The 25472-nt window shown below is 70.4% G+C and carries 26 protein-coding genes; 19 read left to right on the plus strand and 7 right to left on the minus strand.

All coding sequences use genetic code 11. From position 1 onward, the window contains the following. Positions 1–94: 94 nt before the first annotated feature. The gene (locus ABIA36_RS08720; protein WP_369961907.1) at positions 95–970 is read left to right on the plus strand and encodes a hypothetical protein; all 876 of its coding nucleotides are present in this window, start codon (positions 95–97) and stop codon (positions 968–970) included. A 136-nt stretch (positions 971–1106) separates the two neighbouring features. Continuing rightward, on the plus strand, positions 1107–1649 hold the full coding sequence (locus ABIA36_RS08725; protein ID WP_369961908.1) for a hypothetical protein: 543 nt from the start codon (positions 1107–1109) through the stop codon (positions 1647–1649). A gap of 70 nt (positions 1650–1719) precedes the next feature. Here the strand turns inward: ABIA36_RS08725 and ABIA36_RS08730 are convergent, their stop codons facing one another. Then, positions 1720–2424: a response regulator gene (locus ABIA36_RS08730; RefSeq protein WP_369961910.1), complete on the minus strand. Its 705-nt coding sequence runs from the start codon at positions 2422–2424 to the stop codon at positions 1720–1722. Continuing rightward, entirely contained in the window at positions 2421–4001 is a 1581-nt protein-coding gene (locus ABIA36_RS08735; protein ID WP_369961911.1) for an ATP-binding protein, read from the minus strand. Before ABIA36_RS08735 ends, ABIA36_RS08730 begins: the two co-directional genes overlap by 4 nt. 259 nt (positions 4002–4260) lie before the next feature. On the opposite strand from ABIA36_RS08735, the gene ABIA36_RS08740 reads away from it, so the two are divergent. The 3 genes from ABIA36_RS08740 to ABIA36_RS08750 all read left to right on the plus strand — a co-directional run bounded on the left by ABIA36_RS08740 (position 4261) and on the right by ABIA36_RS08750 (position 7201). Beyond that, positions 4261–5118, plus strand: a complete 858-nt coding sequence (locus tag ABIA36_RS08740) for an ABC transporter ATP-binding protein (protein WP_369961912.1) — start codon at positions 4261–4263, stop codon at positions 5116–5118. 5 nt (positions 5119–5123) lie between these two features. Next, on the plus strand, positions 5124–6029 hold the full coding sequence (locus tag ABIA36_RS08745) for an ABC transporter permease (RefSeq protein WP_369962098.1): 906 nt from the start codon (positions 5124–5126) through the stop codon (positions 6027–6029). Between the two features lie 74 nt (positions 6030–6103). Beyond that, the gene (locus ABIA36_RS08750) at positions 6104–7201 is read left to right on the plus strand and encodes an ABC transporter substrate-binding protein (protein ID WP_369961913.1); all 1098 of its coding nucleotides are present in this window, start codon (positions 6104–6106) and stop codon (positions 7199–7201) included. A gap of 76 nt (positions 7202–7277) precedes the next feature. Here ABIA36_RS08750 and ABIA36_RS08755 read toward each other — a convergent pair whose 3' ends face one another. Then, positions 7278–7931 (minus strand): class I SAM-dependent methyltransferase, encoded by a 654-nt coding sequence (locus ABIA36_RS08755; protein WP_369961915.1) that lies wholly within the window; start codon positions 7929–7931, stop codon positions 7278–7280. 107 nt (positions 7932–8038) lie between these two features. Between ABIA36_RS08755 and ABIA36_RS08760 the strand changes: the two genes are divergently transcribed. From ABIA36_RS08760 to ABIA36_RS08780, 5 genes are read left to right on the plus strand one after another with little or no spacing between them, the layout of a single operon-like run. Further along, the gene (locus ABIA36_RS08760) at positions 8039–8323 is read left to right on the plus strand and encodes a hypothetical protein (RefSeq protein WP_369961916.1); all 285 of its coding nucleotides are present in this window, start codon (positions 8039–8041) and stop codon (positions 8321–8323) included. Between the two features lie 3 nt (positions 8324–8326). Then, entirely contained in the window at positions 8327–8929 is a 603-nt protein-coding gene (locus ABIA36_RS08765) for a hypothetical protein (protein ID WP_369961917.1), read from the plus strand. 17 nt (positions 8930–8946) lie between these two features. After that, positions 8947–9981 carry a peptidoglycan-binding protein gene (locus tag ABIA36_RS08770; RefSeq protein WP_369961918.1) on the plus strand — a complete coding sequence of 345 codons (1035 nt, stop codon included), beginning with the start codon at positions 8947–8949 and terminating at the stop codon, positions 9979–9981. Then, positions 9972–10595 (plus strand): ABC transporter ATP-binding protein, encoded by a 624-nt coding sequence (locus tag ABIA36_RS08775; protein ID WP_369961919.1) that lies wholly within the window; start codon positions 9972–9974, stop codon positions 10593–10595. Before ABIA36_RS08770 ends, ABIA36_RS08775 begins: the two co-directional genes overlap by 10 nt. 38 nt (positions 10596–10633) lie before the next feature. Further along, positions 10634–11656, plus strand: coding sequence for a hypothetical protein (locus ABIA36_RS08780; protein ID WP_369961920.1), 1023 nt, complete (start codon positions 10634–10636; stop codon positions 11654–11656). 5 nt (positions 11657–11661) lie between these two features. Here the strand turns inward: ABIA36_RS08780 and ABIA36_RS08785 are convergent, their stop codons facing one another. Continuing rightward, a complete protein-coding gene (locus ABIA36_RS08785) occupies positions 11662–13215 on the minus strand; it encodes a molybdopterin-dependent oxidoreductase (protein WP_369961921.1) in 1554 nt (517 codons plus the stop codon). Between the two features lie 170 nt (positions 13216–13385). Between ABIA36_RS08785 and ABIA36_RS08790 the strand changes: the two genes are divergently transcribed. Then, positions 13386–14048: a fasciclin domain-containing protein gene (locus ABIA36_RS08790; protein WP_369961922.1), complete on the plus strand. Its 663-nt coding sequence runs from the start codon at positions 13386–13388 to the stop codon at positions 14046–14048. A 203-nt stretch (positions 14049–14251) separates the two neighbouring features. Continuing rightward, the gene (locus ABIA36_RS08795; RefSeq protein ID WP_369961923.1) at positions 14252–14845 is read left to right on the plus strand and encodes a hypothetical protein; all 594 of its coding nucleotides are present in this window, start codon (positions 14252–14254) and stop codon (positions 14843–14845) included. 62 nt (positions 14846–14907) lie between these two features. Here ABIA36_RS08795 and ABIA36_RS08800 read toward each other — a convergent pair whose 3' ends face one another. After that, positions 14908–15354, minus strand: coding sequence for a MarR family winged helix-turn-helix transcriptional regulator (locus tag ABIA36_RS08800; protein ID WP_369961924.1), 447 nt, complete (start codon positions 15352–15354; stop codon positions 14908–14910). A 72-nt stretch (positions 15355–15426) separates the two neighbouring features. Here ABIA36_RS08800 and ABIA36_RS08805 point away from each other — a divergent pair, with 72 nt between their 5' ends. Together ABIA36_RS08805 and ABIA36_RS08810 are read left to right on the plus strand one after the other, a co-directional pair. Then, the gene (locus ABIA36_RS08805) at positions 15427–15993 is read left to right on the plus strand and encodes an isochorismatase family protein (RefSeq protein ID WP_369961925.1); all 567 of its coding nucleotides are present in this window, start codon (positions 15427–15429) and stop codon (positions 15991–15993) included. Between the two features lie 93 nt (positions 15994–16086). Beyond that, positions 16087–18294: a S1 family peptidase gene (locus ABIA36_RS08810; protein WP_369961926.1), complete on the plus strand. Its 2208-nt coding sequence runs from the start codon at positions 16087–16089 to the stop codon at positions 18292–18294. Here the strand turns inward: ABIA36_RS08810 and ABIA36_RS08815 are convergent. Next, positions 18248–19339 carry a LacI family DNA-binding transcriptional regulator gene (locus tag ABIA36_RS08815; protein ID WP_369961927.1) on the minus strand — a complete coding sequence of 364 codons (1092 nt, stop codon included), beginning with the start codon at positions 19337–19339 and terminating at the stop codon, positions 18248–18250. The genes ABIA36_RS08810 and ABIA36_RS08815 overlap by 47 nt on opposite strands. A gap of 2 nt (positions 19340–19341) precedes the next feature. Further along, complete coding sequence (locus ABIA36_RS08820) at positions 19342–19893, minus strand: CGNR zinc finger domain-containing protein (RefSeq protein WP_369961928.1); 552 nt, start codon at positions 19891–19893, stop codon at positions 19342–19344. 116 nt (positions 19894–20009) lie between these two features. Between ABIA36_RS08820 and ABIA36_RS08825 the strand changes: the two genes are divergently transcribed. From ABIA36_RS08825 to ABIA36_RS08845, 5 genes are all read left to right on the plus strand, one after another. After that, positions 20010–20681, plus strand: a complete 672-nt coding sequence (locus ABIA36_RS08825; RefSeq protein WP_369961929.1) for an EamA family transporter — start codon at positions 20010–20012, stop codon at positions 20679–20681. Positions 20682–20684: 3 nt separating this feature from the next. Continuing rightward, positions 20685–20972, plus strand: coding sequence for an EamA family transporter (locus ABIA36_RS08830; RefSeq protein WP_369962099.1), 288 nt, complete (start codon positions 20685–20687; stop codon positions 20970–20972). A 90-nt stretch (positions 20973–21062) separates the two neighbouring features. Continuing rightward, the gene (locus ABIA36_RS08835) at positions 21063–22115 is read left to right on the plus strand and encodes a LacI family DNA-binding transcriptional regulator (RefSeq protein ID WP_369961930.1); all 1053 of its coding nucleotides are present in this window, start codon (positions 21063–21065) and stop codon (positions 22113–22115) included. A gap of 75 nt (positions 22116–22190) precedes the next feature. Further along, entirely contained in the window at positions 22191–24041 is a 1851-nt protein-coding gene (locus ABIA36_RS08840; RefSeq protein WP_369961931.1) for a glycoside hydrolase family 2 protein, read from the plus strand. Between the two features lie 104 nt (positions 24042–24145). Next, positions 24146–25399, plus strand: a complete 1254-nt coding sequence (locus tag ABIA36_RS08845; RefSeq protein WP_369961932.1) for an ABC transporter substrate-binding protein — start codon at positions 24146–24148, stop codon at positions 25397–25399. The last annotated feature ends 73 nt before the right edge of the window (positions 25400–25472 follow it).

The raw sequence follows: 25472 nt of genomic DNA on the forward strand, positions 1-25472 counted from the left end.
GGTCCAGACGGGTCTCGTAACGTCGCCGAATGCCCTCGGTCGACCCAGGCCGGCACCCCTGCCGGCCTCGTCGTGGGCGACGGAAAGGATCCACGTGAAGAACACCATCCAGAACACCTCCGGAACCACTCGCACTGCTTTCGGCGTGCGTCGCATCGTGATCGGCGCCGCCTCCGTCGTGGCGGCGGGAGCGCTCATCGGCGTGGGGGCGCAGGGGGCTTTCGCGGCCACCGGCGACACCGGTGCTGCAGGCTCCGGCTCGGCGACGGTCTCCACCTCGACGTCCACTCCTGGCGTCTCGGGCTCCGCGTCGGCCGGTGGTTCGGCCGCGTTCGACCTCGACCACGGCTCCTCGCTGTTCGGCCAGGTCCACGCGCTGCTCAACGGCCACGTCAACGGCGCCAAGGCGCAGAAGTTCGCCAAGAAGATCGTCGCCGACGCCCCGGTCTTCTCGCTGCTGCCCGACACCCTGCAGGGCGACCTGAAGACGCTGGCGAACGCCGCGTCGAAGGACCGCACCGCTGACGCCAAGAAGGTCGTCTCGACCGCGCTCGACGGCGGTTACGGCACCTCCATCCAGAAGCTCGCCGACCAGCTCAAGGGCGGCGCCTCGGCCCACGGCTCGGAGGACAGCGACGCCCAGGGCGGCCTCGACCTCAAGGGTCTGGACGCCAAGGGTCTGCTCTCCGGCCTGCAGAGTGGCGACCTCCTCGGCTCCGCCACCGGCGCCTCCTCCCAGCTCAGCTCGGAGATCACCGGCATCGCCTCGACCGTGACCGGCGACAGCCAGCTCGCGTCGAAGCTCCCGGACTCGCTGCGCGCCGACCTGTCGCAGCTCGCCTCGGCTCCGGCCTCGGCGCAGACCGCCGACCTCCAGCACCTCGCGACGACCGCCCTGAGCGGCGGCTACGGCTCGCAGGTGCAGCAGGTCGCCGACCAGATCGAGTCGGCCGTCACCGCGGCCCACTAAGGCCCGCAGCCGCTTTCGCGCCCTCGCCTCCTCCCACCGGACGGAGGCGGGGGCGCGTTGGCGTCTCCAGAGGCTCCGCGCGGAATCGTTCTCGAGGCGGATGCCGCCGGGCCGCGTGCGGGCGCATCATGCGAGCATGTGGTTTCGCAGGATCATCGTCGCGGTCGCCGCCTACGCGCTCTTCGCGGGCGGCCTCGCCACGCTCTACTTCGTCGAGCAGCAGTCGGGCCGCAACGCGGTGGAGGACGCCCCGCGCGCGCTGCTCTCCGCCGGGGCGCCGACGGCCGCCTCCCAGCAGCCACGCCGCGTCGACCTCGCCTCCGGGCTCGGCACGTTCTGGGTGCGCTACGACGCGCACGACGCCCCGGCCGCCGGGAACGGCTACCTCGGCGGCGCACTCGCCCAGGTGCCGCGCGGCGTCCTGGACACTGCGAAGGCGACGGGGGAGGACGCCGTGAGCTGGGAGCCGCAGGAGGGGCTGCGCTTCGCGATCGTCGCCAAGCCGGACGGATCGGGCGTCCTCGTCGCCGGCCAGTCCCTTCAGCGCACCGAGGAGCGCGCGACGCGCACGCTGCTCTACATCGCCCTGGCCCTCATCGCCGGCGCCGTCGTCGTGGCTGCGGCGGTCGCCGCCGACGCCCTCCTGACCGCAGCGCGCCGCCCCCGCCCGGCGCCGTGACGCCCACGACTTGGCAGGACACGCCGCGTCGGGACTGTGCGTCGCGGCATGTCCTGCCAGGTGGATGCGGTCAGCGCCGCTTGACGCCGTAGCGGTGCTCGGGGCGGCCGGTCGCGCCGTACCGCAGTTCGAGCTTCAGGACGTCGCTCTGCTCGAGCTGGGTGAGGGCGCGCTGGGCGGTCGTCCGGCTGATCCCGACCGCGGCGGCGACGTCGTTCGCCGACAGGCTGCCGTCGCCGGCCGCGACCGCGTCGTAGACCGCTTGGAGGGTCGGCGCCAGCCGCCGGAGCTCTTCCGTCTGGCCGACCGTCGCGGGCCGCAGCAGGTCGAAGACCCGGTCGATGTCGTGCTGCGTCGGCTCCGCGGGGAAGCCGCCCAGATCCTCGTTCGCCTGCCGGAACGCCTGCAGCCGCTCGGCGAGCTGCGCGAACCCGAACGGCTTCACCAGGTAGTGCAGTGCGCCGAGCTGCACGGCCTTGCGCACCGTGGCGATGTCGTTCGCCGCCGAGATGACGATCACCGCGGGAGCCGACGGCTCGCCGAGCAGGCTCCGCACGACCTGGAGGCCGTCGCCGTCGGGCAGGTAGACGTCCATCAGCACGAGGTCCGGGCGCAACTCGGCCGCCAGGCGGAGGGCGTCGGCCGCGGTGTGCGCCGACCCGGCGACACGGAAGCCGGGGACGGCCTCCACGAATCCGACGTGCACCGAAGCGACGCGGTAGTCGTCGTCGACCACCAGCACGCTCAGCGACGCCGTTCCCTGCTCCCCGCTCATCGTGCGGCTCCTTCCTTGCGCGACGTGGGAGCGGCCCCCACCACCGTCTCCCGCGGCAGCACGATCGTGAACGTCGCGCCAGGGCCGCCCGACACCGTGACGGTGCCCCCGAGCTTGGTCACCGTCGAGTGCACGAGCGACAGCCCGAGCCCGCTGTGCCGCACGAGCGAGCCGCGCTTGGTCGTGTAGCCGTTCTCGAAGATCCGCGGCAGCTCGGTGCTCGGGACGCCGGGGCCGTTGTCGACGACGCGCACGGTCACAGACTCCGGCGTCTCGACCACGCTCACGACTACGCGCCGCGGCGCCGGCGCCCCGGCGAGCGCGTCGAACGCGTTGTCGATCAGGTTGCCGAGGATGGTCGTCAGCGCCTGCACCCGCTCCGGCGCCTCGCCGAGGTCGGTGTCGGGCGCGATCACCAGGTCGATCCCGCGCTCGTTCGCCTCCGCGGCCTTGCCGAGCAGGAGGCCGACGATCATCGGCGAGCCGATGTGCGAGCGGAGGGTGGCATCGAGATCGGCGGTCGTGCCGCGGATCTCGTTGAGGTACTCCAGCGCCTCCTTCGTGCGTCCCAGCTCCAGCAGGCCGGACACCGCGTGCATGCGGTTGGAGAACTCGTGCTGCTGCGCCCGGATGGATTCGCTGAAGCTGCGCTCGCCGTCGAGCTCCCGGGTGAGCCCGATCAGCTCGGTGCGGTCCTGGAGGGTGAACACGGCGCCGTGCGGACGGCCGCCGAGCTTCACCGGCATCCGGTTGATCACGAGGATGTGGTCGTCGGTGATCGCGATGGCGTCCTTGACCTCGGACGTGCCGGTGAGGGTGTCGCGGATCGGGCCGGCGACGAGCACGTCCTCCAGCAGCCGCCCTCTGGCGCCCTCCGGCAGTCGCAGCAGCCGCTGGGCCTCGTCGTTCACCACGGTGATCCGGCCGGCCGGGTCGATGGCGATGACGCCCTCCCGGATGCCGTGCAGCGTGGCCTCCCGCTCCTGCAGCAGCCGCGCGATCTCGTCCAGCTCCAGCCCGAAGGTGCGGCGCTTGAGGAGGCTGGCGAGCGCGAAAGAGGCGAGCGCGCCGATGGCGAGGGCGAGCACGAACCAGGCGCCGTAGGCGGGCAGCTCGGCGAGGAGCTCGCTCGCCACCGAGCTCTCGCGGATGCCGACCGAGACCTCCCCGACGATCTTGTCGGACGCGGGAGCGTACAGCGGGACCCGGGCGTTCGCGTTGACGCCGGTCGCGCCCGTGTCGGTGCGCAGGTGCACCTTGCCGTCGGAGACGACGAAGGGCTCCTCCACTTTCTGGCCGATCAGCGCGGGGTCGGGATGCGAGTGCCGGACGCGGTTTCGGTCGATCACGACCACGTACGCGGCGCCGGTGCTGTTCGCGGTCTGCGACGCGAGGTTCTGCACGGTCGTGGCGCAGCCGGGGCCGTTCTCCACCATGCACTTCTGGACGTCCGGGATGCCGGCGAACGTCTGCGCGATCGACGCGGCCCGCGCCTGATAGTCGGCGTCCAGGTTGGCCCGCGCGGTCTGGGCCAGGAGAAGGAAGCCGACCAGCATCGAGACGGCCAGGATCGCCAATTGAGCCAGGAGTATCTGGCTCGAGAGTCGTCTGATCCGTCGTCGCATCACCCGAGATTGTTTCACCTCCTGCTGTGGACACGGTGCGCGCAGAATGCGCAAAACCTGCGACAACGCGCACAACGCGGTGAATCGGGCGCAAGCGAGACAGCCGCACCCCGTCTGGGCGAGCATCGGTGTTCACACGGACCGGCGGGAAACGCTCCGCCGGACAGGCACACGCGACACGTGCCTCCCGAAGACAGAGAGGTCTTGAACCATGGTCGAACCCCGACCCAGAAGCGCCGCCACCGCCGCCTCCGCGACGGAAGAGCCGGCGCGCATCGACATCGTCGGCCTGACGAAGCGCTTCCTGACGCCGAAGGGCGAGACCTTCACGGCCATCCGCGACGTGACCCTCACGGTCGAGCCCGGCCAGTTCTGCGCCATCGTCGGCCCGACCGGCTGCGGCAAGTCCACCACGCTCGCCCAGGTCTCCGGCCTCGAGCGGCCGAGCGCCGGCTCGGTGAGCGTCGGCGGCCGGATCGTGGACGGCATAACCAGCGGCGTGAGCTACATGTTCCAGGCCGACTCGCTCTTCCCCTGGAAGACCGTGCTGGCCAACGTCATGATCGGCCCGATCCTCCTCGGCACCCCGAAGAAGGAGGCGACGGCCCTCGCGATGGACTGGCTGCGCCGGGTCGGCCTCGCCGGCTTCGAGGACCGCTACCCGCACCAGCTCTCCGGCGGAATGCGCAAGCGCGTCGCGATGGCGGCTGCGCTGATCAACAACCCGCGCATCCTCCTCATGGACGAGCCGTTCGGCGCGCTCGACGTGCAGACGAAGGCGATCATGCAGACCGAGCTGCTCACCCTGTGGGAGGAGCTGCGGCCGTCGGTGCTGTTCATCACGCACGACCTCGACGAGGCCGTGGCGCTGTCCGACCGTGTCGTGATCATGACCAGCAGCCCCGGCACGGTCAAGGACGTCTTCGACATCGACCTGCCGCGACCGCGCGGCAACGTTCAGGAGATCCGGCACGAGGAGAAGTTCCTCGACATCCAGGGCCGGATCTGGGAATCGCTCCGTGACGAGGTCACGCGGGCTTACGAGCAGACGGCAGGAGCGGCGGCGTGACCACCATGACGATCGCAGAACACAACAACACAGAGAAGAACAACGGCGCGAAGAAGCCGTCCGCCCCTCTCATCGAGCGCGAGACCGAACTCCGCGTCGCGGGGCGCCGCGCGCACAGCCGCCGGGTCGCCTGGATCTGGGCCGGCCGCGCGGCCGTCGCCGTCGTCGTGATCGGCGGCTGGCAGTGGTTCACCTCGGCAGGCTGGGTCGACAAGTTCTTCTACGGCCAGCCGTCCGGCATCTGGGACAGCCTCGTGCACCTGTTCACGCAGGGCACGGCGTTCGGCACCATCTGGGAGAACCTGTGGATCACCGTCCAGGAGGCCTTCCTCGGCTTCCTGCTCGGCACTGCGCTGGGCGTCGTCTTCGGCATCCTGCTCGGCTCCAACCGCTACCTCGCCTCGGTCTTCGGCCCGTACATCAAGGTCGTGAACTCGATCCCCCGCATCGTGCTCGGCTCGATCTTCATCGTCGCCTTCGGCCTCGGCGTCTTCCCCAAGGTGCTGCTCGCCGCGGTGCTGGTGTTCTTCGTCGTCTTCTTCAACGCCTTCCAGGGCGTGCGGGAGGTCGACCAGAACCTGATCGCGAACGTCCGCGTCCTCGGCGCCTCGCCGGTGCAGGTCGCCCGGCACGTGACCATCCCCTCGGCCATGACGTGGATCATCGCGAGCCTCCACACCGCGTTCGGCTTCGCGATCATCGGCGCCCTGGTGGCCGAGGTGCTCGGCGCCCAGCACGGCGTCGGCCTCATCATCAGCCAAGCGCAGGGCAGCTTCGACCCGAACACGGTCTTCGCCTGCATGGTCATCGTCGCCGTGGTCACCCTCGTGGCCGAGTACCTGATCACCCTCTTGGAGAAGTCGCTCCTCAAGTGGCGTCCGCCGAGCCGGTCCGAGGCTCAGGCGATCTGAGCGCGCCCACCCCAACTGTCCTGCAACGAAGCAGAACGCCGGACCCGTCCGGCACGATGAAAGGAACAACCCCCATGAAGAAGCGCAGCATCGGTGCCATCGCGGCAGCGGGCGTCGTCGTGGCCCTGAGCCTCGCCGCCTGCTCCGGCGGTGGAGGCGGCACCGCGGCGGCCGGCGGCAGCAGCTCCGGCCCGATGCCCACCGTCAAGATGATGGTCGGCGGCATCGACAAGCAGATCTACCTCCCCTACCAGCTCGCCCAGCAGCTCGGCTACTACAAGAAGTACGGCGTCAACATGGAGTTGTCGACCGAGCAGAACGGCGGCGTCGGCGCCGAGGACGCGATGGCCTCCGGCCAGGTGGACATGGCAGGCGCCTGGTACATCCACACCGTCGACTTCCAGTCGAAGGGCAAAGACGTCATCAACCTCGTCCAGCTCTCCGGCGCCCCCGGCGAGCGGGTGATGTGCAACCCGAAGGCGAACGTCAACTCGGCCGCCGACTTCAAGGGCAAGAACATGGGCGTCACCGACCTCGGGTCGGGCACCGACGAGCTCACCCAGTTCCTGGCCGCCAAGCAGGGCGTGACCAAGAAGGACTACAACACCATCGCCGTTCACGCCGGCGCCACCGCGATCGCGGCCATCCAGCGCGGCTCGGCGGACTGCGTGATGACCACGCAGCCGACCGTCGGCGCGCTCACCTCGCAGAAGCTCGCGGTCTCCGCGGTCGACATGGCGACCACGAAGGGCGCGACCAAGGCGCTCGGCGGAGCGTGGCCGGCGGCCGGTCTGCTGGCGAACGCGAGCTGGGTGAAGAGCCACGAGGACGCCGCGCAGAAGGTCGTCGACGCGCTCGTCGCGACGATGCACTGGATCGCGACCCACTCGGCCGCCGACATCGCGAACAAGATGCCGCAGGACTTCGTGCAGAACAGCACGATCACCAAGCAGCAGTACATCGACGGTCTGGCGACCGACAAGGGCCAGTTCCTCCCGGACGGCATCATGCCCGCCGGCGGCCCGAAGGTCATCTTCGACATGGAGAAGACGATCGGCGTCGACACCTCGAAGGTGAAGATCTCCGACACCTTCACCCAGAAGTACGCCGAAGCGGCGAACAAGCTGGAAGGCTTCACCACTACGACGAAGCCGGCCGGCGCGGACGGCTGATCCGTCTCGCGGTAACCCCCTGAGCCCGTCCGGTGCGTCCACCCATCCAGCGCACCGGGCGGGCTTCTTCGCGTCGTCAGGCGGTCGCCGGCTTGGTCGCCCTGATCCGCTCGACGGAGCCGGAGCGGAGCCGCTCGTGCTCGATGACCTGCAGGCCGGCGGCCTCCACCTCGGCCCGGTGCCGGCGGGTCAGGTGCTCGCCCTGCAGCGGGATGGTGAACCGCTCGATCGCCCACTGCCCGGCGAACACGAGCGCCCGGTCGCTGCGCGTGTGGTCGACCAGCACGACGGAACCGCCGGGCACGACCACGCGCGCCATCTCGGCGATCGCGACACCGGGCCGTGGGATCGAGCACAGCGCGAGCGCGCACACGACGGTGTCGAAGGCGGCCTCCCCGAACGGCAGCGCCTCGGCATCGCCCTGGCGCAGGTCCGCTTCGATCCCCTGCTCGGCGGCTCGCGCGCGGGCGATCGCCAGCATCTCCGGGCTGAGGTCGATGCCGGTCAGCTCGACGCCGGCGGGATAGTACGGGAGGCTGCGCCCGGTCCCGACCGCGACCTCCAGCACCCGCCCGCTCGCCCGGGCGCCGACCCATTCGCGGCTCCCGGCGAGCATGGTCTGCTCGGCCCTGCCGACCTTGCGGTCGTACTTCGCAGCCTGCTTACGCCAGGAGCGGAGCTGGCGCTGGGTCTCCTTGGAGGGGGCGGGGGTGGGGTGCGGGTCGGTCACGGGGCCATTCTGACGGAGACCCAGCGCCCAGGCACTGAAATACAAGTAAAATGGAAGATGCTAGGTTCTAATTTGCGGGAAAAGTCAGCCCGCAGAAGGAGAAGTACATGTCCATTCGCAAATTCCTTGCAACGGGCGCAGTCGCCGCAGCGCTCGTCACAGGTGTAGGCATCGACACCGCCCAGGCCCCAGAAGCGTCTGCCGTCGAGTGCGTCCAGAGCGTCACGATCTGGCAGGCGTACAACAAGTGCGCCGGTGTCCCTGCCCGCCACTGGGATGCCATCAAGAACTCCGCCTCCAAGTACGGCAACTGGGCCTCGGCGGGCCAGTGGTCCAAGCAGACCTCCTGCTGGGCGAACGTTGTCTCGTACGGCTACTCTCTGAAGGCCTAGGCCGTGCGGTCGCGAGCAGCCGGCGGGGTCGGCGTCGTCATCGCCGCAGTGGCGTGCCTCGTCGGCTGCTCGGCTTCCGACTCCTCGGCTCAGGGCGTCGACTCATTGTCGCTGACCGGGCCGTGGGGGTCGGATTTTCAGGTAGCGCACGCGAACGCGAAGAGCGACTACGAACGCGGGATTCTCAAGGATGGTGAGATCACTTCGGCAGAGTACGAGGAGTCCAAGAATCATCTGCGGTCCTGTCTTGGTGATGCCGGATACACCATCACGTGGGACGAGCGGGGTGGGTTCGAACTCGGCTCCAAGACCGGCAAATACCCCGACGACTTCTTCGAGCGATCGGACCCCGTGCTCCAGCAGTGCGAGTCCAAGTGGGTCGGATCGATTCTCTATCTGTACGAGCAGATCCGCCGGAATCCCGAGAAGAAGAACGAGAGCGCGCTACAGGTCGCGTGCCTCAGAGGCGCCGGGTTAATCGACGAAACGTATACCAAGGATCAGTGGCGGCGAGACAACGAGAAGGGCATCTTCCCGTTCGACGCGCGCTCCGACCAAGCGATGAGCTGCGAGCTCGATCCCCTCGGCCTCTGGTACTCCGGATGAGCGAGGTTCGCGTGCGCATGAGCTGGCCGATCGTCGGCGTCGCGGCGATTCTGGCCGCCAGCGTCGCCGGTGCGCTCGTGGCTCTCTGGGTGCCTCTCCCAGAGCCGAGCGCGCTCTCGACACCCCAGCCGAACACGACCGTTCTGGTGACCGAGCGCGCGTTCGCAGACGAACGACAGGCTCAGCTCCAGGTGACTACCGGCCCCGTACGAGCGGTCGTCTCGCCACGGCAGGGCCGGCTCACCTCGCTCAGCTGCCGGAGCGGCGGGCGCCTGGAGTCAGGCAGTGCGTTCGCGAGCATCGACGGAGACCGGGTCGTCGCTCTGGCGACGGCGGTCCCGCTCTGGCGCGAGCTCCGGTCCGGCGACCGCGGGGAGGACGTCCGCGCCCTGCAGGCGGAACTCGCGCGACTCGGTCAGCCCGTCCGGCCCGACGGCATCATGGGCCGCGAAACGATCCGCGCTGCGGCGGCGATACGTGGAGCCGAGTCGAACCGCGCGGAGTCTCCGGAGACAGTCGATCCGGCCCACTTCTCCTGGATTCCGGAACCCGAGGTGACAGTGGGCGAGTGTTCTGGGATCGTCGGAGCGCCCGTCGCCGAGGGCGACGTTCTCGTTGGGCTGTCGGTCGCCGTCCTGTCCGCTCGGCTCACGACGACCCCCGCATCGGCCGCTCCCGGAGCCCGGGTGGTGCGCGTCGGTTCCCTCGAGGTCCCGGTGGATTCCGACGGCGCGGTGACGGACGCTCGCGGACTCGCCAGTATCGGGTCGGCGCCGGAGTTCCTCTCGGCGGCCGCAGGCGCCGGCGATGACACCGCGATACCCGTTCAGTGGTCGCTGACGGAGCCGGTGACCGCTCTGGTGGTGCCACCATCCGCGCTTTGGGATGTCAGAGACGGATCGGCTTGCGTAATGCCCGCGGAGAAGTCGGGCAGCCCGCTCGAGGTCGAGGTTCTCGGGTCCGAACTCGGCCAATCATTCGTCCGCCCAGCCGAGGGGCATCCCGTAAAGGCCGTGCGAACCACACCGCAGACGGGGCGCTCGTGCCGGTGACGTTCTCGGGCGTCACGCATTCGTTCGATCCCGGCTCCCCGCTGTTTCGGCCGATCAGCCATACCTTCGACGCCGGGACCATCACGGGCGTCGTGGGCCCGAGCGGCTGTGGCAAGTCCACATTGCTTGCAATCGCAGCCGGGATGATCCGCCCGACCGCGGGGAGTGTCACGCGACCGGAAGGTCGCAGCGTCTGGGTGTTCCAGAATCCGCACGGCGTGGCCCGGCGCTCGGCGCTAGACCATGTGAGCCTTCCCCTCCTGGCAGGCGGCCGCACGCGGCGCGCCGCGGACGAGGAGGCACGGCGGCTACTGGCGGACTTCGGGCTCGCCGACCGCGCAGCGGTCCCCTTCTCTGCGCTCTCCGGCGGAGAAGCGCAGCGGCTGATGCTGGCCCGGGCGGTCGCAGCGCGGCCTCAGCTCCTTCTCGTGGACGAACCGACCGCCCAGCTCGACCGCCCGATGGCTGCGCATGTGAATGCGGTGGTCGCGGGCTTGGCGCGCTCCGGTACCGCGGTTGTCATCGCCACCCACGATGCCGATACCCGAAGAGCATGCGACCAGGTGCTCGAACTCGAGGGTCTCGGATCGACCATTCCGGAGCTCCCGCAATGAGGCCGAAGGAGGCACTGCGCGAGGCCTGGCGCGACGTCGTGTCCGGGGCGGGCCGAGTTGTGAGCTTTGCTGTTCTCTACGCGGTCGTCGTGGGTGGTTTGGTTCTCGGCGCGGGACTGTCGTCGGCTGCTGCGGTGCGCGACGCACGCGATTTCGTCACCGCCGGAGCCGCCGTCTACGCGATGAAAGCAGCGGGGAGGATCGATGGGCCGGCCTGCGACGCCATGAGCTCACTCGCGAACGTGGGTGCCTCCGGTGCCCTCCGTGAGCGGGGAGACAGCGTCTCGTCCGCGCGGCTGCCGACGACTCCGCTGACGCTCTTCACGGTGTCACCTGGATTCGCGGCTCTGCTCCCGGCCAGCGGGGATGCGAACAGCGCGGGGTTGAGTCTGTCGAGCGAGGCGGCGGCAACGCTGGGCGTCGAGGCGGGAAACACTCTCGAGACGACCCACGGGGTTACTCGCGTGGCCTCCGTCTTCGAGTATCCCGACGACGGACGCGACCCTCTCCTTGCGTTCGCCGCGATCGAGTCCGTCAGCGGCACGACGACATTCGACCAGTGCTGGGCGATGATCTGGCCCCACGACGAGAAGGCGGTCGCCTCTCTCGGGCGCACGGTGCTGCCCGTGTCGGGGGAGGCAGCCGACCGGCCGATACTCATGCAGCTGAATCAGACGCTTGGCGCCCGTTTCGTCCCGTCTGCTCTCGTCGACCGTTCGACCATGCAGGCGCTGGTCGTTGCAGCGGGTGGGCTTCTCGGAGTCCTTTTCGCCCTCCGGCGCCGCCTGGCGCTCGCCTCCGATCGTCACGTCGGCGTGAGTCGCTCCGCGCAGGTTCTGTCGCAGTCTTGCCAGGTCCTCCTCTGGACGGCGCTCGGCTCTGGGGCGGCGATTGCGGCAGTCATCATCGCGGTGCGATTGGCCGACGAGGACCGGCTTCCGATCTTCTACCAGAGTGCGGCTCTCGTGGTCGCGGGCGGTGGAGCGGCAGTCGTGGGGAGCGCTGTGGCGGTGTGCCTGGTGCGCGAGTCGGCCCTGTTCCGCTACTTCAAGCAGCGCTGACCTTCTCAGCCCACCCGCACCAGCGTCGACTGCCACCCCGTCGACCCGTTGGGCGCGATCGGGGTGCGCTTCTCCTCCTGCAGCCGCCCCGCGCGGTCGGTCGCCCGCACCGCGAGGGTGTGCGATCCGCTCGTGGCGTTCCAGTCGAGGGACCACTGCACCCAGGTGTCGGCGTTGACCGCGGCGGCGAGCGTGGCCTCCTGCCAGGGGCCGCCGTCGATCTGCACCTCCACCTTCTGGATGCCGACGGTCTGCGCCCAGGCGACGCCCGCGATCTTCGTCGGGCCGGCCGGGAGGGGCCGGTCGATGCGCGGGGTGTCGATGCGGCTGGAGAGCTTGATCGGGGCCTTCTCGCTGTAGCCGCGGGGGGTCCAGTAGGCCTGGTCGGCGGCGAACGTCGTCACCTTCAGCTCGGTGAGCCACTTGGTCGCCGAGACGTAGCCGTAGAGGCCGGGGACGACCATCCGCACGGGGAAGCCGTGCTCCAGGGGCAGCGGCTCGCCGTTCATCCCGACCGCGAGGATGGCGTCGAGACCCGGGTCGGTGAGCGAGGTGAGCGGGGTGCCCGCGGTGAACCCGTCGACGCTACGCGACAGGACCATGTCGGCGCCATGCCGGGGCCGGGCGCGGGCGAGCACCTCGCGCACCGGGACGCCGAGCCAGCGGGCGTTGCCCAGGAGGTTCCCGCCGACCTGGTTGGAGACGCAGGTCAGCGTGATCGCGTACTCGCGCAGACCCATCGCGAGCAGATCCTTGAAGGTCAGCTCGACGCGGCTCTCCACCATCCCGTCCACGGTGAGCGACCAGGTCGACGGGTCGACCGACGGGACGGTCAGAGCCGTGTCCACCCGGTAGAAGTCGGCGTTGGGGGTGAACAGCGGGGAGAGGTCCTTCAGGTGCAGCTCGGCGCCGGCCGGGACCGCGACCCGGTTCGCGGGCGCGGGCAGGTGCAGTGCCGCGCGGACTGCGGCGATCGAGGAGGTCGCGGCCGACCCGATCCGTGAGCCGACCCCGGCCACGACGGCGAGAGCGGCGCCCGCCCCGGTCAGCAGCAGGAAACGGCGCCGGTCGACCCCGGCGCCCGCGCGCTCGCCGCCGAGCGACTCCCGCCAGCGCCGCAGCGCGTCGACCAGGAGCCGGAGCGTGGCCGCGCCCGCGAGCGCCCCGAGAGCGGACGGGAGGAAGCCCAGGGCGCTCGCGTCGGCGCGGGTCACGGTCGCCGCCACGGCCAGGATCCCGGCGACGAGGAACAGGGCGACCCCCACCCAGCGCCGCCAGAGCTCCAGGATGCCGGCGACGGCCGCCGCCACCGCCACCGCGACCCCGAGCGAGGACAGCAGGAACAGCTTGTCGTTCGAGCCGAACAGCTCGATAGCGAGCTCCTTCGCCCAGCGCGGCACGATGTCGATCACGAACGAACCCACGGCGATCAGCGGGCTGGCCTCCCGCGCGGCCAGGAGCGCCACGACCTCGGCGACGGCGAAGAAGACGCCGCCGCTCACCGCGCCCGCGAGCGCGGCCCATGCCCCGGCGGCGACGCGCCTTCTGCTGATCCTCATGGTCCCTGTTCGGCGCGGAGTCGGTCGCCGGATTGGTTCAAGACGGTCGGCGACCAGTTCCAATCCGATCCACCCACCGGTCCCGAACGCTTGATGACGGCCGCCGACGCGGCCTCCCGATCCGCACTGCTCGGAGCATCACAAAGCGCACCACCATGAAGGAGAACAACATGCGATCCACTACTCGCACCCGCCTCGCCGCAGCCGGCATCCTCGCCGCCGCTGCACTCGCGCTCACCGCCTGCTCGTCCGGAGCCGGCTCCGCGTCCACCGACACCAGCTCGTCCATGAAGTCGTCGTCCCCGTCGGCGTCCGCCACCATGGACCCGGCCGCCGATCTCGTCGGCCCCGGCTGCGCGGCCTATGCCAAGCAGGTGCCCTCCGGCGCCGGCTCGGTGGCCGGGATGGCGCAGGACCCGGTCGGCACGGCCGCGAGCAACAACCCGCTGCTGACCACCCTGGTCGCTTCGGTGTCCGGCAAGCTCAACCCGAAGGTGAACCTGGTCGACACGCTCAACAGCGGCCAGTTCACGGTCTTCGCCCCGGTCGACGACGCGTTCAAGAAGATCGACCCGGCCACGATCAACACGCTGAAGACCGACGCGGGAGCCCCGACGCTGACCAGCATCCTGACCTACCACGTCATCCCGGGCCAGCTCGCGCCGAAGGACATCGTCGGCACCCACAAGACCGTCGAGGGCGGCACCGTCACGGTCACCGGCTCCGGCGACAACCTCAAGGTGAACGACGCCAACGTCATCTGCGGCGGCGTGCACACCGCCAACGCCACCGTGTACCTCATCGACTCGGTGCTGATGCCGCCGGCCAAGTAAGCTGACGACTCCCCACGAGGACCGAGGCCGCTTCGGAATCCCGAAGCGGCCTCGGTCCTTTCGTGTGCGTGGCGTGCGCGCCGCGTCCAAAGGAGTTTTTCGGGGACGCGCCCGAGCAACTCCTTTCGAACAGTGTTCGGCAGGAGTTTCTGGTGTGTCTTCCTTTGTGCGCCGAAGGCGCGGCCGCGCACTAAGCTCGCGGCGTGACCGAGGGGGATGCGCCGCAGCCGGACGCAGCGCACGACGATGCGCCGCTCGTCGTGCCGCCCGGGGTGCCGCTGAGGGTCGCGGACTGGCTGCTGCCGCCGTTGCTCGTCGTTCTCCTGGCGGGCGCGCTCGCCGCGTTCATCCCGGTCCCGGCCGTGAAGCCGTACCTCGTCACGACCGCCGGCCTGGTCGTTCTCTCCGCGACCGTTCAGGCCGTCTTCGGCTTCCGCAGCTACACGCGCTGGGACGACGCCGACATCGTCCGGCACAGGCGTTCCGTGACGGTGACGCTGGCGGCGCTCGCCGTGTTCTCGCTCCCGTTCGTCCACGGCTTGGTCGCCGCGTGGCTGTTCGCGGGCGCCGGGTACCGGATCGCCAGTGACCCCGCCCGGGGCGTCGGCCGGGTGCGGGCCCTCCTGTCGGCTCGCGCCTGGGTGCGGGTGAGGTTCTGCGCGGTGGTTCTCGCTGTCGTCGCGATCCTCGCGCAGCCGGTCGCCTCGGCTTTCGGGTTCGCCGTTCCGGACGTGGTGCTCATGGCAGGCGGGTCACTCGTGGCGGGATTCGCCCACCGGTCTCACGCGGCGGATTAGGGCCCCTTCGGGATCACCTGAGGCCCGAGCACCTGCCGCCACGGCGCGGCCGTCGACGTCCGCTACGCGGCGTCGCCCGGTACGAGCCGTCGCAGCATCCCGCGCAGGTGTTCGCCGTCCACATCCCCGAGCGGCGCCAGGAACTCCTCTTCCGCCGCCGTATACGCCGCCTCCGCCGCCGCGCTCGTCGCCTGCCCCGTCGCGGTCAACGCGATCTGGTTGCGCCGCCGGTCCGCCGGGTCCGGCCGGCGGGTCACGATCCCTTTGTCCTCCAGCGCGTCGAGCACCGCGACCATCGTGGTCGGGTCGACGCCGAGGAGGCCGGCGAGCGTCTGCTGCGACAGCGGCTCGCGCGCGGCGAGCATCCGGAGGACGCCGAACTCCTTGCGGTCCAGCCCGTGCGGCTCGAGCGCGGCGTCCGCGAGGGCGAGCAGTCGACGGAGGGCGTGCTTGAACAGGTACGCGAGGATTTCGCTCGGTTCGCCGGCCGCCGGGCTCTCGCTGGACATGCCGAAATCATAGCGTAGGCTGATCGTCAGCGACACAAACGATTGTGCCGGCGAACGTTAGAGGAGACCCGCATGAGCATCGAGCTCGAAAAGACCCCCGCCCTCGTCGTCATCGACCTCCAGACCGGCATCCTCGGCCACCCCATCGCCCACCCGATCGAGCAGGTGGTCGCCAACTCCGCCGAGCTCGCCGCGGCGTTCCGCGCGAAGGGGCTCCCGGTCGTGCTCGTCAACGTCGCCGGCAGCGCGCCAGGACGTACCGAGCGCAGCAAGGCGGCGGGACGTGTCGGTGGCGGCACCCTCCCCGCCGAGGCGACGAAGCTCCTCCCCGAGCTCGACCAGCAGCCGAGCGACATCACGGTGACCAAGCGCACGCTCGGCGCGTTCCTCTCGACCGACCTCGACGCGAAGCTGAAGGACGCCGGCGCCACCCAGATCGTCCTCACCGGCGTCTCGACCACATCCGGCGTCGAGTCGACCGCCCGCACCGCGTACGAGCTGGGCTACCACGTCGCGTTCGTCACGGACGCCATGAGCGACAAGCTCGAGGCGCACGAGGCCTCCATCGCCCACCAGTTCCCGAAGCTCGGCGAGCTCGGCACGACCGCGGAGGTCCTGGAGCTGCTGGCCGGACGCTGATGAACAGTCAGATGAGCTGAAGGCGTCGCGGGGGTGACAGGTGGACCGACCCGTATGATCCTGGGAGGAGATCACCGCCGGAGGAGGCGCCCGATGCGTTCGAAAAGGCTCGCGACGACCGCGGCCGTGATCGTCGCGGTCTCCGTCGCGGCCACGGTTCTCGCGGGATGCGCCGGTCCGTCCGGCGGCGTCCGCGCCGGCGCACCGTCGTCCCCGCACACCGCCGGCGGCGGCGGCTCCAGCGCCGCGGCCGTCGCGCCCAGCGCTCCGGCCACCGCCCCATCGGAGGCATCTCCGCAGTCCCCGGACCCGTCGACGCTCCCCGACGGGCTGAAGGCGGCGATCGGCCGCGATCTCCACATCACACCGCAGCAGTACCTCGCCGGAGCGCAGGCGGCGGCCGCGGCCCCGGCAACGATCGCCGCGCTCACCAAGGCGGGCGTCGACCCTGCCCAGGTGTGGTTGGACGGCAGCGTGCTGAAGGTCCACACCGCCGACGCCCACCAGCAGGAGGTCGCACACGCGCTGGGCGCAGAGCCTACCTCCTCCACGCCGCCGACGCCTCCGGCCGTGACCACGGCATCGTCCTACGAAGACCTGGTGAACGGATCGGGCTGGTACCTGCCGGTCGGCAGCTCGTCGATCGCGATCTGCTCCACGGGCTTCAACGGCTGGAACGCGTCCGGCGCGGCGACCGTGGCGACCGCGGGCCACTGCCTGCTGGGGAACTCGCCGGTCCCAGCGGCTCCCGTGACCGCCACGCGGTACGTGCAGAGCCAGCCGAACCAGACGGGCACCTCAGGTTCGACCATCGGCGATCTGGAGTACAACTCCTTCCAATTCGGCAGCGGATACGACTCCGGGCTCATCGATGTGAGCAACCCTGCTCTGGCGCCGAAGCCGCAGGTCTCGACGTGGGACGGCAACGCGATCGCCGTGCGCGGCACGATCACCGCGACGGTCGGGGCGTACGTCTGCAAGTCCGGACGCACGACCGGCTGGACCTGTGGGACGGTCCAGCGGGTGAACTACTCGCAGGGCATCAGCAGCGGGCAGGCGGTCAACTCGGTCCAGACGAGCATGTGCATGTACCACGGCGACTCGGGCGGCCCGGCGATGATCGGCTTCTACGCCGTCGGGGTCAACTCCAGCGGGACCTGGTCGAGCACGGCATGCACGGACGCCGGCGGCTACTCCGCGATCTACCCGGTGCAGGGCAACGCGAACAGCATCGTCAGCCAGCAGACCGGCTGGGAGCCCATGGTCACCGTCGACGCACCCACGGTCAGCGGCGTCACGCCAGGGTCCACGACCGTCCTCACCGGCTCCCTGCCGAACGTCGCGACCGGGGACTCGGTCTCCGTGTACGTCGACGGCGCGAGCGCGGCCGCCGGGACCGCCGCCGTCGCGACGTCGGGGGCGTGGAGCGTGTCCCTCTCCGGGCAGGCGGCCGGGGCCCACACCTATCGGGTCGTCGCGGGATGGGGGACCCGCAACCGCTCGGCGGCGACCACCGGAAGTTACACGGTCGCGGGGACGCCGACCCCCACCGCTACGTCGACCCCGACCGGCACGCCGGCCCCGACCGGCACGCCGACTCCGACCACCGGGCCGCTCATCCCTGGATATCCCACCGGCTCCTTCATCAAGACCGCGACCAGCGGCACGGTTTACATCGTCGGCCCGACGGACATCAAGCCCGTGTCTTCGTGGGGGGCGCTCCTCGCGCTCATGCCACGGGGGGCGAGCCCGGTCATCCGTGTCGTCGCGGCGTCCGTCATCGCGGGCGTCCGGGTGGGCCCGACGGCACTCACTTCCGGAACACTGGTCCGCAGTCCCGCCGACGCGACGGTGTACCTCGTGAACGGCCTCACCAACAAGATCCCCTTCTCGTCGTTCGACATCCCCACGTCCATTGGCATCAACGGCTTCGGGGTCGTCGACAGCGCCGTGCTCGCCGGCTATCCCACAGCCGGGGCCGCGATGGGCTACGGGATCACCTGCGGAGGGACGGACTACGTCGCGGCCGCGGGGACCCTCCGGGCACTGGACGCGAGCACGAAACCGCTCTATCCGCTGGTGTACACCCCGCTCGACTCGTACACCTGCGCGCTGCTCTCGATCGGCTCGCCCGCGACCAAGTTCATCCGGACGCCGAACGGCTCGATCTTCCTGCTCGACTCGGGGAAGAAGTTGCCGATCGCCTCGATGGCCCGGTTCTCGCAGCTCGGCGGATCGGTCGGCTACGTCAACGTCACCGCCGGGCTCGCCGCCACGATCCCGACGGGTCCGCTGGCCTAACGCAGTCAGGGCGCACCGTGCTCGCCCCGACCCGCATCCCCACCGGCAGCACCAGCCGTTCGTGCCGGTGCCCCGGCTGCGCCTCGTCCAGCACCAGGCGGATCGCCTCCTCGCCCATCCGGTACCCCGGCAGGGTGATGGAGGTGAGGCTCACCCAGTCGGAGTCGGCGCCGTCGTGGGTGCCATCGAGCCCGATGACCGCGACGTCCTCCGGGATGCGCACCTCCGGGTGCCGGCGGAGGACGCTCAGCGCGCCGAGGGCCAGGGCGTCGTTGATTCCGACGAACGCGAACCGCTCGGCGTCGCTCCGGTCGGCGAGGAGCGCGGCCATCGCCGACCTCCCGTGCTCCGTCTCGAACCCGTCGGTGGTGACCTCGGTCAGCTCCAGGCCGAGGGCGGCCGCGGCCTCCGCGACCCCGCGGCGCCGGTCGGCGATGGGCTGGGCGGCGTCGGGCGGCGAGACGTAGAAGACCCGGCGCACGCCGATCCTGGCCAGGTGCTCTGCGGCGATCCGGCCGGCCTGTTGGTTGTCCATCAGCACCGAGCACCAGTCGCCGGGCTGGTCGTAGTTGATCACCACGATGGGGCGCACATGGCCGCGGATGCGGTTGATCCCGTCGGTCGGGTCGCTCATCGCCGCGTACAGGATGCCGCTGGTGCGCTCCTCGGCGAAGTAGTCGAGGAACTGGTCCTGCTGGTTCGTCACCACCAGCGGGTCGAACGACTCGAACGCGTAGACCGCGTTGGCCATCAGCAGGCTCAGGCCCTTCCGGCCCGCGGTGATCTGCGCCCCGCGGGACATGTCGACGAAGAGCCGGTTGAGGATGTCCGGGACGATCAGCCCGATGCCGTCGCTCCTGCTGCGCTTGAGGTCGCGGGCGGCGGCGTTGCGGATGTAGCCGAGCGACTCGATCGCCGCCCGCACCTTCTCGCGGGTGGCCGGCGCGACGCGGGACGGCTGGTTCAGCACGTTCGACACGGTCGCGAGCGAGACTCCCGCCGTCGCGGCGACGGCCTGCATGGTGGGGAGCTTGTCATCGGTCATCGCTACTCGGCCTCCTGCCGCGCCCGGAACGCGACCATGTTCATCCGGTTGCCGCAGCGTACGCTGCAGAACCGTTTCGACCCGTTCCGGGACAGGTCGAGCACCAGGCCGTCGCAGTCGTAGGCGGCGCAGCTCCGCAGCCGGTCGTTCTCGTTCGAGCGGATGACGTCGACCAGCGCGAGCGCGACCTCCACCCGGATGCGCTCGGCGAGCGGCGCGTCCAGCGACGTCGCGTGCAGGTGCCAGTCGAAGCCGTCGTGCCGCATCAGGTAGGGGGAGGCGTGGGCGTCGGCGAGCATGGCGTTCACCTCGGCGACGGCGTCGTCGCGCTCCATCGTCCATGCCCGGCGGAGGCGGTCGCGGGTCTCGTGCACCTGCTGCAGCTCGGCCTCGTCGCCGTCGATGCGTCCCGAATACCGGTTCTCGTGCATCAGCGCCACGAGCTGGGCCGGAGTGGCGAGCTCGTCCTCCCCGCTGCGGGAGGCGGTGGGGACGGTGTTGCACAGCACGACGGCGAACTGGAGGGCGTCTTCCGCGTCAGGGGCAAAATGCAAGTTGACTCCTTACTACGCCCGGTACTCACGTCAGGATCATAACCCACTTCGGTCCTGACGCGGCCCTGTTCCGCGCCGCACGGACCCCGTCGCGTGCATACGGCAGGAGGCCTCCGATGGCACTGAACCAGACCTCCAAAGGCCTCGTCGTCGCGGTCGTCGCCGCCGCGTCGTTCGGTCTGTCGGGCGCGTTCATCAAGCCGCTGCTGGAGAGCGGCTGGTCGCCGGCCGCCGCGGTCACCGCACGCGTGCTGATCGGCGGCGTCGTGCTGGCGCCGTTCGCGATCCTCGCCCTGCGTGGCCGCTGGGCCTCGCTCTGGCGGGGGCGCTGGCGCCTGCTCGGGATGGCCCTGGTCGGCGTGGCAGGGACGCAGGTGCTGTACTTCGCCGCCATCGAGCGCATCCCGGTCGGCACCGCCATCCTGATCGAGTACCTGGCGCCGGTGGTGCTGGTGCTGTTCGTCTGGGCGCGCACGCGCCGGGCGCCGAAGGCCGTGGTCCTGGCCGGCTCGGCGGTCGCGATCGCCGGCCTGCTGCTGGTCGTCTCACCCGGCGGAGGCAAGCCGCTCGACCTCGTCGGCGTCGCCCTCGCGGTGACCGCGATGCTCGGCTGCGCCGGCTACTACATCATCGCCGCGCGCCCCTCCGACGGCCTCCCGCCGGTCGCCCTCGCAGCGGGCGGACTGCTCGCCGGCGGCGTGGCGCTGGCCGCCGTGAGCGCGACCGGACTGCTCCCGTTCGTGGTGAGCACCCGCGACGTGCAGCTCTTCGGCGGTCCAGCGCCCTGATGGCTGCCCCTCGCCGTGGTCGGCGTCCTCGCGACGGCGCTGGCATACGCCTCGGGCATCACCGCCGCGAACATGCTCGGCTCGCGGCTGGGCTCCTTCGCCGGGCTGCTGGAGGTCGTGGCGGCGACGTTCTACGCGTGGCTGCTGCTGGGCGAGTCGCTGAACGCGCTGCAGCTCGTGGGCGGCGCGCTGATCCTCGGGGGGATCGCGCTGGTGCGGGCGGATGCGTCGGGGGACGGGGTGGTGGAGCTGGTGGAGGCTCCTCTCGGGGAGGATGTGCCGGCGCAGTAGCGCACTCGCCGCCCCCGCCCCGCTAGGATGATCGCGCCCCGTTGCCACGAGGCAAACACACGATTCACACGGGACTGCGAGCGGGGGAGCATGGCGGCGACACGTCGTGAGGTAGCGGAGGCCGCGGGCGTCTCCGTCCGCACCGTCTCGAACGTCGTCAACGGTTTCGACCATGTGGCGCCGGCGACCCGGGAGCGCGTCCTCCGCGTCATCCACGAGCTCGAGTACCAGCCGAGCGAGCTCGCGCGCAGCCTCAAGGTGGGGCGGTCCGGACTCATCGGGCTGATGCTGCCGGAGCTCGACACCGCCTACTTCGCCGAGCTCACCCGCGCCTTCGTCGAGGGCGGCGCCGAGCGCGGTCTGACCGTCGTCGTCGACCAGACCGACGGCGACCGCGAGCGCGAGCTCGCCCTGCTGCGCCGCACCGCCGGGGGTTCGCTCTTCGACGCCCTCGCGCTGAGCCCGCTCGCCCTGCGCGCGGAGGACCTGGAGGCGCTCGCCGCGGGTCCGCTCGTGTTCCTCGGTGAGGATGAGTTCCCGGGTTACGACAAGGTGATGATCGACAACTTCCTGGCGGCTCGGGAGGCGGTGGAGCACCTGCTCGGCCAGGGCCGCCGCCGCATCGCCGCAATCGGCGCCGAGCGCAGCCACCGGGCCGCGAGCTCCCAGCGCCTCGAGGGCTACCGCGCGGCGATCCGTGCGCACGCCGACCTCGGCCTCCCCGAGATCGTGGAATACGTGGAGGGCTTCCGCCGGCCGGAGGGCGCCGCCGCGATGCGCCGCCTGCTCGACAGCGGTGAACGGTTCGACGCGATCTTCTGCTTCTCGGACGCCCTCGCCCTCGGCGCGCTGCGGACTCTGCATGACGCGGGTGTCTCCGTGCCCGACCAGGTGGCCGTGGTCGGCTGGGACGACATCGAGGACGGCCGCTTCTCCATCCCGTCGCTCACGACGGTGAGCCCGGACAAGCAGTGGCTCGCGGAGACGACGCTCGATCGCATCGTGCGGCGGCTCGCCGGCGAGAAGCTCGAGCCGGAGGTACTCCTGGGGCCGCACCGGCTGGTCGTGCGGGAGAGCGCGCCGTCCGCCGACGACGGGTCGCGCGCGTCAGGTGCGGGCGCACCTCCCTCCTCCGCCCGGTGATGCAGTGGGCCGCGATTCCGAACTTTTTCCAATATCCGTTTGCATCGAGGCAAACTGCACGCTAGCATCCTGAACGTGCCATTTGCATCGAGGGAAATCGAACAGGACGGCGAAGCTCCCGTCGCGCGGGCCGTGCCGCGCCCGGAGTACCCGCGTCCGCAGTTCGTGCGCGACCGCTGGCTGAACCTCAACGGCGTGTGGAGCTTCGGTTTCGGCGCGGCCGCGGTCGCGGCAGCGGACGCCCCCACCGACTGGACCCTCGACCGCGACATCCTCGTCCCGTTCGCCCCCGAGTCGGAGCGCTCCGGCATCGGCAGCACCACGTTCCACCCCGCGGTCCGCTACCAGCGCACGGTCGAGGTCCCGGCCGGCTGGGCCGGCGACCGCCTCCTGCTCCACTTCGGCGCGGTCGACTTCGACACCACGGTCTGGGTGGACGACACGGAGGTCGGCCGCCACCGCGGCGGCTTCACCCCGTTCACGATCGACATCACGGACGCGGTCGCCGGCCGCGCCGCCTTCACCCTCTCCGTCCTGGCCGAGGACGACCACCTCACCATCCAGGCGCGCGGCAAGCAGTCCCGCCGTCCCGAGAACTACGAGGCCTTCTACACGCGCACGACCGGCATCTGGCAGACGGTCTGGCTGGAGCCCGTCTCGCCGGCGCACTTCGGCCGCCCCGTCATCCGTCCCGACCTGGCGTCGTCGTCGTTCGCGGTCGAGCTGGACGTCGTCTCCCCGGCCGCAGGGCTCACGGCTCGCGTCGACGTCAGCGACGCAGACGGCCTCGTCGTCACCCGCGAAACCGAGGTGACGGCGCAGGTGAAGCCCGTGCTCACCCTCCCGGTCCCGGCCGAGCGCCTGCGCACCTGGTCGCCCGAGGACCCGCACCTCTACACCGTCCGCTTCACCCTGCTTCGCGGCGAGACCGTGGTCGACGTCCTCGACAGCTACGCCGGGATGCGGTCCATCGCCATCGACGGCCGCCGCGTCCTCCTCAACGGCCGCCCGGTCTTCCAGCGGCTCGTCCTCGACCAGGGCTACTGGCCCGACACCCTGATGACCGCGCCGAGCGACGACGCCCTCGTGGCCGACATCGAGCTCGGGATGGCGGCCGGCTTCAACGGCGCCCGCCTCCACCAGAAGGTCTTCGAGGAGCGCTACCTCTTCCACGCCGACCGGCTCGGCTACCTGGTCTGGGGCGAGTTCGCCGACTGGGGCGCCAAGGTCGGCCCCGGCGGCCCGCAGGAGCCGACGCTGTCCTTCGTGGCCGAGTGGGTGGAGGCGCTCACCCGCGACCTCTCGCACCCGTCGATCGTCGGCTGGTGTCCGCTCAACGAGACCTTCCAGCCGATGACCGACCGGCTGACCGTCCTCGACGACGCCACCAAGGCGCTCTACGCGGTCACCAAGGCGATCGACCCGACACGCCCGGTGATCGACGCGTCCGGGTACTCGCACCGCGTGCCCGGAGCCGACATCTACGACTCGCACCTGTACGAGCAGGACCCGGACGTCTTCGCACAGCGCATGGGCGGCCTCGCCGACGGCCGGCCGTACGTCAACACGGCGCTCGACGGCACCGAGTGGTCGGTCCCGTATGCCGGGCAGCCCTACTTCTGCAGCGAGTTCGGCGGCATCTGGTGGTCGGACAGCGACCGCAGCGGCGACGACTCCTGGGGGTACGGCGAGGCGCCGCGCACCCGCGAGGAGTGGATCGACCGGTTCCGCCGGCTCGTGGACACGCTGCTCGACGACGCCGGCATGTTCGGCTACTGCTTCACCCAGCTCACGGACGTCTTCCAGGAGAAGAACGGCGTGCTCGACTTCCGGCGCGTGCCGAAGTTCGACCTCCGGCTCCTGCGCGACATCCAGTCGCGACCGGCGGCCTACGAGCTCGACGACGTCCCGCCCCTCGATCCCTGATCCGGGGCGCGGCCACGCACCACCACCCCCGCACCATCCCGCAACACCCCGTACGCAACGCACCACCTGACAACACCAGGCACCTCACAAAGGAGTGGACACCCATGCGCAAGAAATTGATCCTCGCCGCAGCCGCCGTCTCGGCGGTCGCGCTGGCGCTCGCCGGCTGCTCGTCGGGAGGCGGCTCCAGCGACGGCAAGACCACGCTGACCGTGGTCGGCTTCGAGGGCGGCGGCACCGAGCTCGCCGACATCCCCCAGATCAACGCCGACTTCCACAAGAAGTACCCGAACATCACGGTCGACTACAAGTACGTCGCCAACGGCGAGTACGACCAGTACAACAACACCCGCCTCGCGGCCGGCACCGCGGCCGACGTCCTGATGACGAACGCGACCCGTGTCCAGCAGTGGCAGAAGCAGGGCTACCTCGCCGACCTGAGCGACCAGTCCTGGGTGAAGCAGATCCTCCCGAACGTCGCCCCGTTCGGCGCGATCAACGGCAAGACCTATGCCTTCACGCAGCAGAACATCCCGATCGGCCTGTACGCGAACCTCGACATCCTGAAGAAGGCCGGCATCAGCCAGGTGCCGCAGACCTGGCCGGACTTCCTGGACGCGCTGCAGAAGCTGAAGGCCGCCGGCCAGCCGGGCCTCCTGCTCGCCGACCAGGGCGGCTGGACCAGCGAGCAGCTCTCGCTGGCGCTCGCCGCGAACCTGGTCGACGCCAAGTGGGGCCAGGGCTACGACGAGGGAAAGACCAACTGGAACCCGTCGTTCACCCCGGTCTTCGACCACATCAAGCAGCTCCTGACCTCGGGTGACGTGGACGGCAAGCTGATGAACGGCATCGAGCCGTTCAACACCGGCAACGCCGACTTCGCCGCCGGCAAGTGGGCCTTCACCATCATGGGCGCGTGGGAGCTGCAGAACTTCCAGCAGAACGCGAAGTTCGACTTCTCGCTCAACCCGTTCCCCGGCGGCGACGCGGGCAGCAGCCCCTACGGCGTGACCTTCGTCGGCTCCGGCTGGGGCGTCAACGCGGCGAGCCAGCACACCGACGCCGCGAAGAAGTACGTGGCGTTCATGGCCGACCCGGCCAACGACAGCCGCTACCTGGCCGCGGAGAACTCCTTCACCACGCTGAAGAACGTGCCGAGCCCGACGATGGAGAAGGCGAGCGCCTACGTGGACGCCTTCAACGCCGGCCACTCGCAGGTGTCGCCCATCGAGTACCTGCACTTCCCGACCTACGAGCAGGAGTTCTGGAAGGTCGGCACCGCGCTCTTCAACGACCCGACGCAGTCGACGAGCACGCTCCTGAAGCAGCTCGACCAGACGATCCCGAAGACGAAGTAAGCACTGCCGAAGTAAGCACCGCCGAAGTAGTCACCACTGTCCCGGCCGGGGAGCGCCCACGCCTCCCCGGCCG

The sequence above is a fragment of the Leifsonia sp. EB34 genome, from assembly GCF_041260585.1.
Lineage (GTDB): Bacteria > Actinomycetota > Actinomycetes > Actinomycetales > Microbacteriaceae > Leifsonia.

Excerpts from the sequence above, each read along its gene's own strand:
- ABIA36_RS08785 (WP_369961921.1), bottom strand. The coding sequence starts at position 13,215 with ATGAGGATCAGCAGAAGGCGCGTCGCCGCCGGGGCATGGGCCGCGCTC.
- ABIA36_RS08800 (WP_369961924.1), bottom strand. The coding sequence starts at position 15,354 with ATGTCCAGCGAGAGCCCGGCGGCCGGCGAACCGAGCGAAATCCTCGCG.
- ABIA36_RS08835 (WP_369961930.1), top strand. The coding sequence starts at position 21,063 with ATGGCGGCGACACGTCGTGAGGTAGCGGAGGCCGCGGGCGTCTCCGTC.
- ABIA36_RS08815 (WP_369961927.1), bottom strand. The coding sequence starts at position 19,339 with ATGACCGATGACAAGCTCCCCACCATGCAGGCCGTCGCCGCGACGGCG.
- ABIA36_RS08810 (WP_369961926.1), top strand. The coding sequence starts at position 16,087 with ATGCGTTCGAAAAGGCTCGCGACGACCGCGGCCGTGATCGTCGCGGTC.
- ABIA36_RS08760 (WP_369961916.1), top strand. The coding sequence starts at position 8,039 with ATGTCCATTCGCAAATTCCTTGCAACGGGCGCAGTCGCCGCAGCGCTC.
- ABIA36_RS08745 (WP_369962098.1), top strand. The coding sequence starts at position 5,124 with ATGACGATCGCAGAACACAACAACACAGAGAAGAACAACGGCGCGAAG.
- ABIA36_RS08725 (WP_369961908.1), top strand. The coding sequence starts at position 1,107 with ATGTGGTTTCGCAGGATCATCGTCGCGGTCGCCGCCTACGCGCTCTTC.
- ABIA36_RS08730 (WP_369961910.1), bottom strand. The coding sequence starts at position 2,424 with ATGAGCGGGGAGCAGGGAACGGCGTCGCTGAGCGTGCTGGTGGTCGAC.
- ABIA36_RS08845 (WP_369961932.1), top strand. The coding sequence starts at position 24,146 with ATGCGCAAGAAATTGATCCTCGCCGCAGCCGCCGTCTCGGCGGTCGCG.
- ABIA36_RS08770 (WP_369961918.1), top strand. The coding sequence starts at position 8,947 with ATGAGCTGGCCGATCGTCGGCGTCGCGGCGATTCTGGCCGCCAGCGTC.
- ABIA36_RS08750 (WP_369961913.1), top strand. The coding sequence starts at position 6,104 with ATGAAGAAGCGCAGCATCGGTGCCATCGCGGCAGCGGGCGTCGTCGTG.
- ABIA36_RS08740 (WP_369961912.1), top strand. The coding sequence starts at position 4,261 with ATGGTCGAACCCCGACCCAGAAGCGCCGCCACCGCCGCCTCCGCGACG.
- ABIA36_RS08790 (WP_369961922.1), top strand. The coding sequence starts at position 13,386 with ATGCGATCCACTACTCGCACCCGCCTCGCCGCAGCCGGCATCCTCGCC.
- ABIA36_RS08825 (WP_369961929.1), top strand. The coding sequence starts at position 20,010 with ATGGCACTGAACCAGACCTCCAAAGGCCTCGTCGTCGCGGTCGTCGCC.
- ABIA36_RS08805 (WP_369961925.1), top strand. The coding sequence starts at position 15,427 with ATGAGCATCGAGCTCGAAAAGACCCCCGCCCTCGTCGTCATCGACCTC.